At 40.3% G+C, this 14072-nt stretch carries 14 protein-coding genes; 12 read left to right on the top strand and 2 right to left on the bottom strand.

The genetic code is table 11. From position 1 onward, the window contains the following. The first annotated feature begins 142 nt into the window (after positions 1–142). Positions 143–1363: a multidrug effflux MFS transporter gene (locus tag EGS47_RS04480; RefSeq protein WP_125269228.1), complete on the top strand. Its 1221-nt coding sequence runs from the start codon at positions 143–145 to the stop codon at positions 1361–1363. Between the two features lie 48 nt (positions 1364–1411). Here the strand turns inward: EGS47_RS04480 and EGS47_RS04475 are convergent, their stop codons facing one another. After that, the gene (locus tag EGS47_RS04475; protein ID WP_125269227.1) at positions 1412–2119 is read right to left on the bottom strand and encodes a nitroreductase; all 708 of its coding nucleotides are present in this window, start codon (positions 2117–2119) and stop codon (positions 1412–1414) included. Positions 2120–2653: 534 nt separating this feature from the next. Here EGS47_RS04475 and EGS47_RS04470 point away from each other — a divergent pair. From EGS47_RS04470 to EGS47_RS04420, 11 genes are all read left to right on the top strand, one after another. Beyond that, the gene (locus EGS47_RS04470; protein ID WP_004995815.1) at positions 2654–4027 is read left to right on the top strand and encodes a DcaP family trimeric outer membrane transporter; all 1374 of its coding nucleotides are present in this window, start codon (positions 2654–2656) and stop codon (positions 4025–4027) included. A 302-nt stretch (positions 4028–4329) separates the two neighbouring features. Beyond that, positions 4330–5565: a sodium/glutamate symporter gene (gltS, locus tag EGS47_RS04465; RefSeq protein WP_004995817.1), complete on the top strand. Its 1236-nt coding sequence runs from the start codon at positions 4330–4332 to the stop codon at positions 5563–5565. A gap of 137 nt (positions 5566–5702) precedes the next feature. Then, positions 5703–7178, top strand: coding sequence for an alanine/glycine:cation symporter family protein (locus tag EGS47_RS04460; RefSeq protein WP_010588851.1), 1476 nt, complete (start codon positions 5703–5705; stop codon positions 7176–7178). Positions 7179–7436: 258 nt separating this feature from the next. Then, positions 7437–8390, top strand: a complete 954-nt coding sequence (locus EGS47_RS04455) for a patatin-like phospholipase family protein (protein WP_004991170.1) — start codon at positions 7437–7439, stop codon at positions 8388–8390. 132 nt (positions 8391–8522) lie between these two features. Beyond that, positions 8523–9185 (top strand): pseudouridine synthase, encoded by a 663-nt coding sequence (locus tag EGS47_RS04450; RefSeq protein ID WP_171455426.1) that lies wholly within the window; start codon positions 8523–8525, stop codon positions 9183–9185. 120 nt (positions 9186–9305) lie between these two features. After that, positions 9306–9689 (top strand): ribonuclease E inhibitor RraB, encoded by a 384-nt coding sequence (locus tag EGS47_RS04445; RefSeq protein WP_004995824.1) that lies wholly within the window; start codon positions 9306–9308, stop codon positions 9687–9689. A 167-nt stretch (positions 9690–9856) separates the two neighbouring features. Then, complete coding sequence (locus EGS47_RS04440) at positions 9857–10201, top strand: zinc ribbon domain-containing protein YjdM (RefSeq protein WP_004995828.1); 345 nt, start codon at positions 9857–9859, stop codon at positions 10199–10201. 69 nt (positions 10202–10270) lie between these two features. Further along, positions 10271–10675, top strand: a complete 405-nt coding sequence (locus tag EGS47_RS04435; RefSeq protein WP_125269226.1) for an NUDIX hydrolase — start codon at positions 10271–10273, stop codon at positions 10673–10675. A gap of 144 nt (positions 10676–10819) precedes the next feature. Further along, entirely contained in the window at positions 10820–11164 is a 345-nt protein-coding gene (locus EGS47_RS04430; RefSeq protein WP_004995833.1) for a YegP family protein, read from the top strand. A gap of 175 nt (positions 11165–11339) precedes the next feature. Then, positions 11340–11786, top strand: a complete 447-nt coding sequence (locus EGS47_RS04425; protein ID WP_125269225.1) for a YybH family protein — start codon at positions 11340–11342, stop codon at positions 11784–11786. A 109-nt stretch (positions 11787–11895) separates the two neighbouring features. Next, on the top strand, positions 11896–13089 hold the full coding sequence (locus tag EGS47_RS04420) for a low temperature requirement protein A (RefSeq protein ID WP_004991149.1): 1194 nt from the start codon (positions 11896–11898) through the stop codon (positions 13087–13089). Between the two features lie 40 nt (positions 13090–13129). Here EGS47_RS04420 and EGS47_RS04415 read toward each other — a convergent pair whose 3' ends face one another. Continuing rightward, a complete protein-coding gene (locus tag EGS47_RS04415; RefSeq protein WP_125269224.1) occupies positions 13130–14062 on the bottom strand; it encodes a tRNA dihydrouridine synthase in 933 nt (310 codons plus the stop codon). Positions 14063–14072: the final 10 nt, after the last annotated feature.

Below are 14072 nucleotides of genomic sequence, written 5' to 3'. Positions count from 1 at the left end.
CCTTTGTGACAAATGTAACATGAGCTTAACCTTAGCCAAGCCTCACAAATTACGTTTGGAAAATACTCGTTCTATAGTCTGAATCATACTATGGACAGTGTTCCTTGTCTTTAAACCCACTATTTAAAATTGAAATGTAGATATGTCTGAAAATAGATCACGACAGCAATATTCATCTGCCTGGATCATGCTACTGGCCTTATTGACCGCATTAGGACCGTTATCGATTGACATGTATTTGCCCGCTTTGCCACAAATGGCGAAGGATTTTGGGGTCAGTACCCAAATGATGGCGAATACATTGCCTGCGTATTTTTTTGGTTTGGCAATCGGTCAGTTACTTTATGGCCCGATTAGTGATCGGATTGGGCGTAAAAAACCGCTTTATGTGGGATTGAGTTTATATGCCATCGCGAGTCTGCTGTGTATCTTTGCCAGTAGCGAATGGAGTTTAATTGCTCTGCGCGTGGTTCAGGCATTGGGTGGTTGCGTTGGTGTGGTGATTGCCCGTGCCGCAATTCGAGATCGATTGGATGTACAAGGTTCTGCTCAGGCATTTTCCAGTATGATGATAGTGATGGGGATTGCACCGATTGCAGCACCGACACTTGGCGCATGGATTTTATATTTCTTTAACTGGCATGCGGTATTTATTTCTCTTTCAATAGTGGGATGTATCTGTTTGTTCTGTGTACATTTCTTTTTTAAAGAAACATTGCAACCTGCGCGTCGTCTCAAGCTAAGTTTCAATCAAATATTGACTTTGTATGCGGCTATTTTCAAAGATAACAGTTTTCGCTTACCGATGTTGGCAGGCTGCTTAACAGGCGGTGCATTATTTAGCTATATCAGTTCAGCCTCACCTGTTTTTATGGATATGTATGGTCTGAACCAGCAACAATTTGCTTATGCTTTTGGCTTTAATGCGATGGGAATTATTATCCTCTCATCAATCAATAAACGGTTAGTCACTAGACTCAGTACGATTCAGCGACTCAAACTGGGCGGAACAATTCAGTTTACAGGGGCATTGATCGTACTGCTAAGTGGTTTGTTACCACATGCATCATTAGCAATAGTGATGGTTGGCTTATTTTTTACAGTATCTGGTTTGGGTTTTACTGGACCCAATGCGATGGCCTTGGCCATGTCAGAACAGGGTGCTCGCGCAGGAACAGCCAGTGCCATTATGGGCAGTATGCAGTTTGCAGTGGGGTTGTTTGGTGGATTAATGTTGAATTTACTGATTTGGAACCCTCTGCTTAATATGGGCGTGATGATGGTCATCTTTACGGGGGCGGGCGTCTGGGCGATTACCAAGATCGCAGCAGAGATGCGTCATAAACAAATTCGATCATCTTGAGATTAAAAAATAGACCTGTTATCAGGCCTATTTTTGATTCAAAATGCTTTATTCGCTCAGAAATACTGTAAATTTTTCAACAGGTTCACGTGGGGTAATAAACGTATTCACAATCTCATCAGGATTAGCATAGCCGAGTGCAACGGTACAAACTAATTCTTCATCATCAGATGCTCCGAGTACCTCTAATACGATCGGATGGAAATGATTCCATGCGGCTTGTGGACAGGTATCAAGTCCACGAGCTTTGGCTGCGACCATGACATTTTGAATCATCATCGAAATGTCCATTTTTGACCCAATGCCCATCGCTTTGTTTACAGTAAAATATAATCCAACAGGCGCATCAAATAACTGATAATTACGCAATTGTTGCGCCGCCATTTTTTCCTTTTCGCCTTTTTGGATATTTAGTAACCCATAAAGCCCCCAACCATTTTCACGACGACGGTCAATAAATGGCGAAATCCATTTTTCTGGATAGTAGGGAAAGGTTTCCTGATATTCTGCGGCTTTTTCAGGATGGTTATAAATCTCAAGTTGGGCTTTACAGACCCGATCGACCATTTCATCACGTTTTTTGTCAGTAATGACGTAGACTTTCCATGGCTGAGTATTGGTTCCTGAAGGCGCACGGCAAGCGACTTCTAAAATATCTTGGATGATTTGAGCGTCAACAGGTGTTGATAGAAAAGCGCGAACAGAATGTCTTGAACGAATGGCATCGTCTACGAGTTGAACTTGCTCGGGATTCATAGGAGTTCCTTTCTCATTAAGTCATAAAACAGGTGTAGACTATAAAGCATATGTACTCAATCTTTAATCTATTTTCTAGTAATTTGATTATTTGAGAAAAACTCAAATGATGAGGCTGTCTATTGAACCAGCGAATTGAGTGCGTAGCTCAAATCAAATGACTTTGATCAAAAAATATGATGGTATTTAGCAAAAGAATAAATATGACGTCGTGTATTTTCAAAAAAAATTAATCAATTAGTCTAATATCTTCTACGCTTGTTTATAGACTTAAGGTCGGGATGGTTGTAGTTTATCTCATTGATTATTTTTAAATAAAATTATTTATCAGATTGGTTTTAAAACAAATAATACAGTTTGTTAGTAGAAAATAAACAAAAAATATCATTTATTTGCATAATCTGACCCCTTTTTAAATTATGACAAAATCTCCATACTCGGGATGGGAAAAAGGGATGAACAAGATCTCATGGCCCAAGGGATGACAAAGCGGTTCATGATTAACCAATCAATAACAATGAAGGAGCTTCATACATGAGTTTACCCCTCATCAAAAAGCAATTTATTAAGCATGGTCTTGCAGTAGCAACAGCTTCAATTATGGCGTCTACAGCTTATGCGGGGACAAATGAGCAGCAAGAGATTCAACAATTACGTGCAGAAGTCGCAGAACTTCGCGCATTAATTCAACAACAGGCGGCAACTCAGAAACAAATCGTGGCAGAGCAAAAAGCACGTCCAGTGGTTGTGGCTTCTGCACCTGCGGTGGTTGTGGCACAAGCTCCTGCCACACCTGCGCCTGCTAATGCAAAACCAGGCTGGTTAACTTTGCCAGATGGACAAACGCAAGTGAAGTTGTATGGAAACGTACGTGTTGATGCAGCCTATGACTTTAAAGGTACAACCGGTGGTATCAATAACAAAACAGGGCAGGTTCCTTTAAACAAAGATAATCCAACTGAGGATTCTTTGAATGTTTCTGCTGCTCCTACACGCATTGGACTTGATATTGCACGTCAAACTGATTTAGGTGAGTTAACAGGTAAAATTGAAGCAGATTTTTGGGGTGATGGCACATCAAACGGTGATGGAAAACTTCGTATCCGTCATGCTTACGCGTCGTTAGGAAAATGGTTGGCAGGTCAGACGACCTCTCCATTTGTTAATACAGATACATCACCTGATCTTATTGACTTCACAGGCCCAATGGGTGGTGGTACTCAACGTAATGTTCAAGTTCGTTATACTCAGCCGATTGATGCAAATCAGAAAGTATTGGTCGCCCTTGAGGGTGGCGATGTAGAAAATGGTAAAACTGCTGGTGGTAGTCGTTTCCCTGCTTTGACCGCACGATATGACATTAAAACCAGTGACTCTAAAGGTCTATTACAAGTTCATGGTTTAGCACATGAAAATCGTGTATCAACCAATGATTCTAATGACGAAGAAAAATGGGGTTGGGGTCTTGGTGTAGGTGGTAAGTATCAATTCACGCCAAAAGATGCCATCATGGCAAACTATTACCATGTCAAAGGCGACTCACGTTATATCCTTTATAGTGGTCAAACTAATACTGCTTATACGACTACTGGAGATGGTAAGACGACTGATTATGATATTCACAATAATGAGTTTGATACGGCTCAAATCGGATATCAACGCAATTGGTCTCCAAAACTACGTTCTGCATTTTCTTTAGCAGGCATGTGGTTTAAAGATGACAATACTTATGCTGAAAATAATCAAAGTTATAACAAGACACTTTACAATGCGATTGCCAACATCATCTACACACCAGTTAAAAACGTAGATCTTGGGGCAGAGTACACTTATGGTCAACGTGAAACATTTGCGGGTGACAAAGGTGATCTTTCTCGTATTAACTTCTTGACCCGTTATAGTTTCTAATGCATTGATCATTCATATTTGATGCTTAGATGAGCATTTAAAAAACCACAGATATACTCTGTGGTTTTTTTATATGTAGAAAATTACATAAAATCATTTCATTAAACACTGTTTCGTTACAAATTCTAAATGTTGATTTAAGCTAAAGTCGGGCAAGCTCTAGCAGGTTTAATTTAAATTTCTACATGTCATTTCGTGGTAGAGAACTTTTCAAAGGGCAACATTATCTTCGATATGATCCTTAAAACAGTTGAGTGAGAGGCTTGAGATCCTTACTTAACGGAATATGAATTGGGAAAAATATGGAATTTACATTCAATGCATTTTATACGCTTATTGCAGCAGTGATTGTGCTGTTGTTAGGGCGGTTTTTGGTTAACCATATTGATTTTTTAAAACGCTACAATATTCCTGAACCTGTGGCTGGTGGTTTGGTTGCTGCTATTATTTCTTTAATTGTTCACTCCATCTGGGGATATAGCATTATCTTTAGTAGCGAGTTGCAAACCAGTTTTATGCTGATCTTCTTTGCCTCTATTGGTTTAAGTGCGCATTTTGCTAAGCTTAAAGAGGGCGGGATTGGTCTCATTATATTTTTGATCTGTGTGGCTTCTTTTATTGTTGTGCAAGATGTTGTAGGCATGAGTCTGGCAAAATTACTTGGATTAGATCCCTTAATTGGTCTAATCGCAGGTTCGATTACGTTAACTGGTGGACATGGTACGGCAGGTGCGTGGGGAGAAATTTTAGAAACGCAGCATGGGATTCAAGGAGCTTTAGCACTTGGTATGGCAAGTGCTACATTTGGACTGATTATTGGTGGGGTCATTGGTGGGCCATTAGCAAAGCTATTAATTAACCGTTATCAGCTTTCTTATGCCAAAACAGATGCTGAAATCAAGGATCGTGATACCCATTTAGATGCGCACCCAGAAGATTTAGCGCCATTTGAAAATCCGCATCAGGTTCGTCTAATTACCGCAGATAACGCCATTACCACTTTGGGGATGTTTGCTGCCTGTTTAGCTTTTGCTGAGTTTATGACAGGTTATAGTAAAGGAACATGGTTTGAGTTACCGACCTTTGTTTGGGCATTAGGCGGTGGTGTGATCCTCAGAAATGTATTGGAAAGTGCTTTTCGAGTTGATATTTTTGACCGTGCCATTGATGTGTTTGGAAACTCGTCGTTATCGCTTTATCTGGCGATGGCATTATTATCTTTAAAGTTGTGGCAATTGGCAGATTTGGCTGGTCCACTGGTGATTATCCTTGCCGCGCAAACACTTACCATGGCTTTATATGCAGCCTTTGTGACCTTTAGAGTGATGGGTAAAAATTATGATGCAGCAGTACTTGCTGCGGGTCATTGTGGTTTTGGTATGGGTGCAACACCAACAGCCGTTGCCAACATGCAAGCCATTACCAATATGTATGGTCCATCGCATAAAGCCTTTTTAATTGTGCCTTTGTGTGGTGCCTTTTTTGTCGATTTGATTAATGCAACTGTCATTCAAGTAATTCTTAAGTTTTTTGTGTAAAACTTAAAATTGATTTAAGATTTGTTTAATTTGCAAATTTTTAACAACAAAGTCTCTATGCTTAGAGGCTTTTTTATTTGTTAAGTATTATTTAGGATAGATGTCATAGCAATATGACAACAATAAGTGCTTCGAGTATGAATGAACAATTAACAGCAACCCTGATGGCTTGGGTGAGTTTCTTTAATGATCCTTTATGGGATTTCCTCGTTATTTTTTTACTTGCTGCGGGTACGTTTTACACCATTGCGACGAAAGCGGTGCAAATTCGTATGTTTTGGCAAAGTGTCAGGGTAATGAAAGGAAGCCGAAAAGAAGGTGAAGATACACATGGAATCACGCCATTTCAGGCATTTGTAACAGGCTTGGCAAGTCGGGTTGGGGTAGGAAATATTGCGGGCGTAGCCATTGCCATCGCAATTGGCGGGCCAGGCGCTGTATTTTGGATGTGGGTTACAGCTCTGTTAGGCATGAGTTCTGCCTTTATTGAATCCAGTCTAGCGCAATTATTTAAAGTACGTGACAGTGAAACCAAGCAATTCCGTGGTGGGCCTGCATACTATATTACTCAGGGATTAAAGAGTAAGCCTTTTGGGATCGTCTTTGCTATTTCACTGATTTTTACCTATGGTTTTGTTTTTAATTCTGTCCAGATCAATGCCATTACCAATGCCACATCTCATTCATGGGGATGGGACAAAGCCAATCAGACCTTGAGTCTAGGTGGACTAGATCTTGTCGTTTCGTGGGTTGGATTGGTTTTAGTGGTATTGGTGGCCATTGCAATTTTTGGTGGTATTAAGCGAATTGCAAAGTTTGCTGAAATGTTTGTTCCCATTAAAGCTGGTCTTTATTTGGCGGCGGCATTTTATATTGCCTTTAGTAATTATGAAGTTGTCCCTGAAGTATTCAAATTAATCTTCACTGAAGCATTTCAGTTTAATGCCGCAGCGGGTGGTTTTTTTGGCGGTATGATTTCGATGGCGATGATGCAGGGCATCAAACGTGGTCTATTTTCAAACGAAGCAGGGATGGGTTCAGCACCCAATGCTGCTGCTGCCTCCGATGTAAAACATCCCGTTGATCAGGGACTTGTACAAATGTTAGGGGTCTTTGTTGATACTTTTATCGTATGTACTTCTACCGCAATGATTATCCTGATTTCTGGGGTGTATCATGATACAAGTGTCATGGGTGTTGAAATGACACAACGAGCCTTGGAGATGGAGCTAGGCGGATGGGGCGGAGACTTCCTTGCGGTTTTATTATTTTTGTTCTGTTATTCTGCCGTGCTGGGCAACTATGCCTATGCAGAAGGTAATATGCAGTTTATCAATAACAGTCCTAAAGTGATGTTTGCATTTCGGATATTGGTGTTGATCATGGTCTACTTTGGTGCGATTAGCGGTGTGCCCTTAGTATGGTCCATGGCTGATCTGTTCATGGGAATCATGGCAACCATTAACTTGACTGCAATCTTATTACTTACGCCGTATGCGCGAACCTTGTTAAAGGATTATACCGCGCAACTTAGAGGTGGTAAAAAAGATCCAGAGTTTAAAATTGATCAATATCCTGAGATGAAAAAACGAGTAGATTCTGATATTTGGTAATCCATATTGGTTTCAATTCACCGTCAGTTTGGTTTAATTCAGACTGGCGGTTTTTGTTTTTAACAGTCTTTGAATTAGTAGAAAATTATTTATCAGAGATGAGAAATAAATGCTGAGAAAAATCGAATCGAAGCATCGATTAAAAAATAAAATATCTCATGATTAACAGAGAAGTATGACGTTTTAAATAATTTGATACAGCATTTTAAAAAAGATCGGCATAAAATCTATGCTGAAAAATTTTGGTCTTAGTGCGAAATGAACTATCTCAAAGCTTTGATTTTGGGTGGAGGGCTGGTATTGGGCGGCTGTCAGCAATTGCCGACGTCCTCACAAACCACGACTTCCAGCGTATCTTCTTTGCCTCATGCTCAGGAATCGGCTTTATTTATGCCTCCTCTACAAACTGAGCAGAAGCAACATCCTAAAGTTGCATTGGTTTTAGGCAGTGGTGGCGCGCGAGGTTATGCACATATTGGGGTGATAGAAGTCTTGGAGCAACATGGGATTCGACCGGATTTTATTGTGGGAACCAGTGCTGGAAGTATTGTCGGGGCGATTTATGCCAGTGGTAAAAATGCCCAGCAATTGAAACAGATTGCCCTGAACATGAAAGTGGGCGATGTTCGAGAAATTACCTTTGATCGTAAAGGTTTTTTTGATGGTCAAAAAGTAGAAGATTTTGTTAATCAGCAAGTCGATGATACGCCATTGGAAAAACTAAAAATCCCAATGTATGTGGTTGCAACAGAATTAAAAAATGGCAAAAAAACAGTTTTTAATTATGGGAATACGGGGCAGGCAGTACGGGCTTCGATTTCGATTCCGAGTATGTTTGTGCCGACTGAAATCGATCACAAAGAATATGTTGATGGTGGTTTGGTCAGCCCCGTACCTGTCGATGTTGCACGTCAATTAGGGGCAGATATTGTCATTGCGGTCGATATCTTGGCGCAGCCTGCTTATACGCCGACCACCAATATTTGGGGGTTATTTAACCAAAATATTAATATCATGCAAAATCGCTTGGCAACCGAAGAGCTCAAACATGCAGATATCGTGATCCAGCCTGAGTTGCATGAAAAAGCGCATATTTTTGATGTGAAAGAACGTGAAAACACAATTTATTCAGGTGAAGCTGCTGCCATGAAAAAGATCGGGGATATTGAAACCGCTTTTGCAATGCGCCAGCAGAAGTCTCAATTACAATAACAATGATTTGATTTGTTATATACAAGCTGCTTGAGGGCGGCTTTTTTATTTGTTTTGTTTATGAAGTCAGCAAGATTGACAGGTTGTGGAAGCATTGTTATCTTGCGCGAAATTTTCATTACTGCGATTTGTATGTCTTCAGCACATTTCATTTATCAACCGCCGCTTGATCCTTTAGAGACGGTGTATGAAGATGCAGATTTGATTGTTATCGATAAACCTGCGAGTTTATTGTCAGTGATGGGGCGCTTACCCCAACATCAGGACAGCGCCTATTTACGTGTTTTAAAGCAGTATCCACATGCTAAAGTGACGCATCGTTTAGATATGGCAACTTCTGGTTTGTTGTTATTTGCCAAGCATCGCCAAGCTGAAATCGCAATGGGTAAAATCTTTCAGACGCGAAAAATTAAAAAACATTATGTGGCATTGGTACAGGGGAAAATTGCTGATTCAGGTTGTGTCGAGGTTCCTCTTATCACGGACTGGCCCAATCGCCCCAAGCAAAAAGTAGATTTTGAACAAGGCAAGCAAGCCAAAACGTTATATCAATTATTGGATGATCACCCTGAACATCCCTATAGTCGTGTTTTATTGGAACCAGTAACGGGACGGTCGCATCAACTGCGGGTGCATATGCAACATCTTGGGCATCCGATTATGGGAGATAAGTTATATCATCCTGATCCATTTGCATTTTCTTTAGCGAGAATGGCGTTACATGCGCATGCTTTAACATTTACCCAACCTTTTACTGGTGTTGACGTTCATCTTGAAACTGAGGTGCCATTTTGATCTTGAAGATTGAACAGTACTTTCAATTCAAACAAAAAAATGCGCATAAATTAACTCCAAACTGACATAAAACTGGGTTAAGCTATTTAAGTATCAAAATCATAACAACGGATAACGACAATGAGCCGTAACTACGAACTTTTTCCAGATGATGATAATGGCAATGTACTTTGGCAAATGATTGAAGATGGCAATGACCTGACTGAGCCACATGAGTTTGAATTTACAATCGTATTTAAGACTCAGGAACAGATTGAAAAATGCGCTTTGCATTTACTGCATCAGGAACAAAAAGTTTCATTTTTTCAAGAAGATCAACATACAGATGGTTCAGACCTTTGGGTTTTAAATATTCATGTGACCATGATTCCTGAATATGAAGATATACAGGATTTGGAAGAATGGTTTAGCCGTATCGCGCAGGATTTTAATGGTGAGTACGATGGTTGGGGCTGTATGAGCTATTTATATGAATACGAAGATGACGAACACTTAGAAAGTTAAAATTGCCTAGTTGAACTGGATATATTCATTTTAAGTGATTGAGAAATGGATATATCCTGATAAAAAGAGTGACTTGTAGATAATTTTTAAAAAATAAATCCATACGAGTGTTAAGGTTTTTGATATTTGATTGAAATCCAGTCATAATAATGCTTTTAGGGTTTTTTATGTCTTTGCCAAATTGTCCAAAATGCCAATCAGAATATACCTATCAAGATGGCGATTTACTGATTTGTCCTGAATGTGCCAATGAATGGAAAGAAGGGGAAGTGAGTCAGGCTGATGCCGAGCAACTCATAAAAGATGCGCATGGAACTGTTTTAACAGATGGCGATAGCGTCACTGTGATTAAAGACTTGAAAGTGAAAGGTTCGTCTTCTGTGATTAAAGTCGGCACTAAAGTTAAAACAATTCGTCTGGTGCCAGATGCCAGTGATGGACATAACATAGACTGTAAAATTGACGGATTTGGTCAAATGAAACTCAAATCCGAGTTTGTCAAAAAAGCATAATCACGATAAAAAGGGAGAAACCTCCCTTTTTTTGATTTTTAGATTTGACGTGGGAACAAGGAACTTAGAATGGCATTTTCTGATCATTATCGGGTTGGCGCACATGCAGTGATTACCAATAGTGATGACAAAGTTCTGTTGCTCAAAGCGACTTATGCAAACTTTTCTTGGGGACTACCAGGTGGCGGGATCGACCCAGAAGAAACCATATTGCAGGGCTTGCAACGTGAATGTGAAGAAGAGCTAGGGACAATCGTTCAGGTTGAATATTTGTCAGGAATTTATCTACATACCGATATTAATGCTCACGTCAGTATTTTTCGTTGTCAGTTGCCTGATCACACCGAGATTCAGTTAAGCCATGAACATTCAGAATATACTTTTTTTGCATTAGATGAACTTAGTTCTATTCAAAGAGTACGTGTTCAGGACTGTCTAAATTTTACTGGACAGGTAGTATTTCGAAAGTTTTAATCAAGCTATGGTTTTTTATACATTGACATGATTAAGCTATAAAAAAGTATAAAAAATAAGCTGATTCCAGATCTGAAATCATTTATATTGCATAAATAGGGTTTAAAAACAACGTCTAGAACAAAACACAACAAGAGGTGGATCATGGCTGGATGGTATGAATTGAGCAAGGCAAAAGACGGTCAATATCGGTTTGTATTGAAAGCAGGCAATGGCGAAGTGATTTTGACCAGTGAGCTGTATAAGGCCAAAGCCTCTGCCGAAAATGGTATTGCTTCGGTACAAAATAATAGTCCTGATGAGGCTCGCTATGAAAAATTAACGGCAAAAAATGAAAAGCCGTATTTTAATCTGAAAGCTGCAAATCACCAGATTATTGGAACAAGCCAGTTTTATGCCTCAGAACAATCACGAGACAAAGGCATTGAGTCAGTTAAAACCAATGGTTCGAGTACAACGATCAAAGATTTGACTACAGCTGATTCATAAGCTATTTGACATAACCAAAATTAAAACCACTCTTGCAGTGGTTTTTTTATTGATTGCGCATACAAAGATCAGTATGCAACCAGATTATTTACCTGAATTGCACAAATTCAAGCTAGCGTAGACTCTGCTTTTTTGCCAAGCTGATTGAGTCATAACAACAATAAAAGGTCTGCAAGTGGAAATCGAAATTATTGGTCATCAACAAAGTGCTGCTGAGGTTTTAGCTTTAACTCAAATATGGGATCAGGCTTTAAATCAGCATGATCTGGATGAAATGATACAAGATTATGCTGAAAATGTCTGTGTCTTTGATGTTGCATTACAGATAGACGATAAGAATGCATATCGCAACTTATGGCAACATTGTTTTCCCTACTTTGGCGATAACATTCAGGTGCATCGACGAAAATTAACCATTTATGCCGCCGATCAAGTGGTATTTTTGCATTGTTACTCTAAAGTTTTAGGCGATGCTCAGACCTCGGCAGAAGATATACCATGGTGTCGTACTACTGTTGGATTTTACAAAGAATCAGGCAAATGGAAAGTGGTGCATGAACATATGTCAATGCCTTTTGACTGTGAGAAACAACAACCGCTGTATATTTTTGCAGAACCGTAATATCGAAATCACATTTGTTGGCTTGCGTAAGCTGAATGAGCTAAACCTTCTGCGCCATTTGGCTTAGAATAATGGCTGATATCACAAAAAATAGAAAGAAATCTAAACCATGGGCTTATTGAAAACTTCGAAACATTTAGCACTGCGCCCTGTGGCTGCACGTGATCCCAAAGAAAATCATCGAGTCGCGACGCCTCTTGAGCTGTTATTTGATCTGATTTTTGTCGTTGCCATTGCTGAGGCGGGTCAGCAGTTACATCATGCGATCATTGAAAATCATCTAGGAAGTGCATTGCCATATTACTTTATGGTTTTTTTCGCTCTGTGGTGGGCATGGATGAATTTTACTTGGTTCGCTTCTGCTTATGACAATGATGATGTGTTTTATCGGCTGATGACCTTTGTACAGATTACAGGCTCATTAATCATGGCGGCAGGTATTCCTGATGTTTTTCATCATCAGGATTTTGACATTATTATTATTGGTTATGTCATTATGCGTTTGGCTTTGGTCAGCCAATGGTTTCGGGCAGCGAAGCATGATCCTGCGCATCGCACGGTGGCACTGCGTTATGCATTTGGCATTATCTTTGTGCAAATGGGATGGCTACTTTTTCATTTTTCGCCCATCAATTTTACCCTTGAGCTGTTTATATTATTGCTGGTGCTTGAGTTAGCTGTGCCAATCTTCGCAGAATGGGGCAATCCAACCTCGTGGCATCCGCATCATATCGCAGAGCGTTATTCATTATTGACGATCATTGTATTGGGTGAATCTGTTGTGGCTTGCTATAAAGCTATTCAAGATGATTTGGCCACACATATTGTTCATACCGATATTATGTTGTTAATGGTTGGTGGTTTGATGATGATGTTCACCATGTGGTGGGCGTATTTTGATCGAGATGCGCATCATTTACTCAAAAGTAGCAAACATGCATTTTTATGGGGTTATGGTCATTATTTTATTTTTATCAGTGTTGCGGCAGTAGGTGCAGCACTGGCCGCCGCGGTAGATGTGGCTTTAGGTCGTGCAGAAGTTAGCGCTCAATTTATGCAATATATCGTGGCTGCGACTTTACTCGGTTATACCACCAGTCTTTGGCTGTTAAATGAATTACCTTATTTATCAGGCGTTAGGCGCTGGTTATATCCGATTACCGCGCTGATCATTTTTTGTATTCCTGCCATTTCCCCGCATATTGGTTTAGGGGTTTTTCTGATGGCGATCGTCTATGCCTTAAGATTGATTTTCTCAAAATGCTATCTGGCCGATCGTGAAACTAAACCTCAGCCACATTAAGATGGATTTAGATAGTTAGCCTTATCAAACACTTGAGAGATTATGGATGAGATTGTAATTTTCCCACAATCTCGTCTAGCGTTTTCAGCCGTTTGATCTCATTCCAGAGCGCTTTGGCTTCAGGATAAGCTTTGCTCATCATGCCAAGCCATTGCTTATAACGTCCGACCATGCCAATTTCAGTCTTAAATGCGCCGTTGACAAAACGCAGTTGTAATTCGACTAAATCTTGCCAAGAAAGCAGTGCTTCATCTCTATTTTGGCGAATACATAAGGTTAAATCTGGTGTGGTTACTGCACCACGTCCAATCATCAAATCCTGACAGGCTGATTGCTGCTGGCAAGCTTTGGCATCGGCATTATTCCAAATCTCACCATTGGCAATCACATTGATCTTTAAGGCATCTTGAATCGGCTGAATTTTTTCCCAATAAGCAGGTGGGGTATAACCATCAGCTTTGGTACGGGCATGAACGGTGAGCCAACTAGCACCTGCATCTTCAATTGCATGGGCATTATCTAGCGTATGGTGTTCATCCAGATAACCCAGACGCATTTTCGCAGAAACAGGAATATGTGCAGGGACGGCATCCCGAACGGCTTTGACCAGTAGGTGCACCACATCGGGTTCATCTAATAAAATCGAACCACCCCGATGCCGATTCACGGTTTTGGCAGGGCAGCCAAAATTTAAGTCGATCGCAGGTGCGCCTAGCTCTACGACTTTCGCTGCATTGGCCGCCAGCATTTCAGGATGATTTCCCAAAAACTGTACATGGACAGGTGTACCTGCGGCAGTTTTGCCATCGGTGAGCAGTTCAGGACAATAATTATAATAGACATGATCAGGTAAAATGCTTTCTGTGACGCGAATAAATTCAGTTACGCACCAGTCAAAACTGCCTGTATGCGTCAGCACATCTCGCATAATTGGATCGGTTAATCCTTCCATTGGTGCAAGAGCTAGCTTCACGTCAACATTA

The organism is Acinetobacter sp. FDAARGOS_515, assembly GCF_003938865.1.
GTDB classification, from domain to species: Bacteria; Pseudomonadota; Gammaproteobacteria; order Pseudomonadales; family Moraxellaceae; genus Acinetobacter; species Acinetobacter ursingii.
This window is presented reverse-complemented; position numbering and strand designations above follow the sequence as displayed.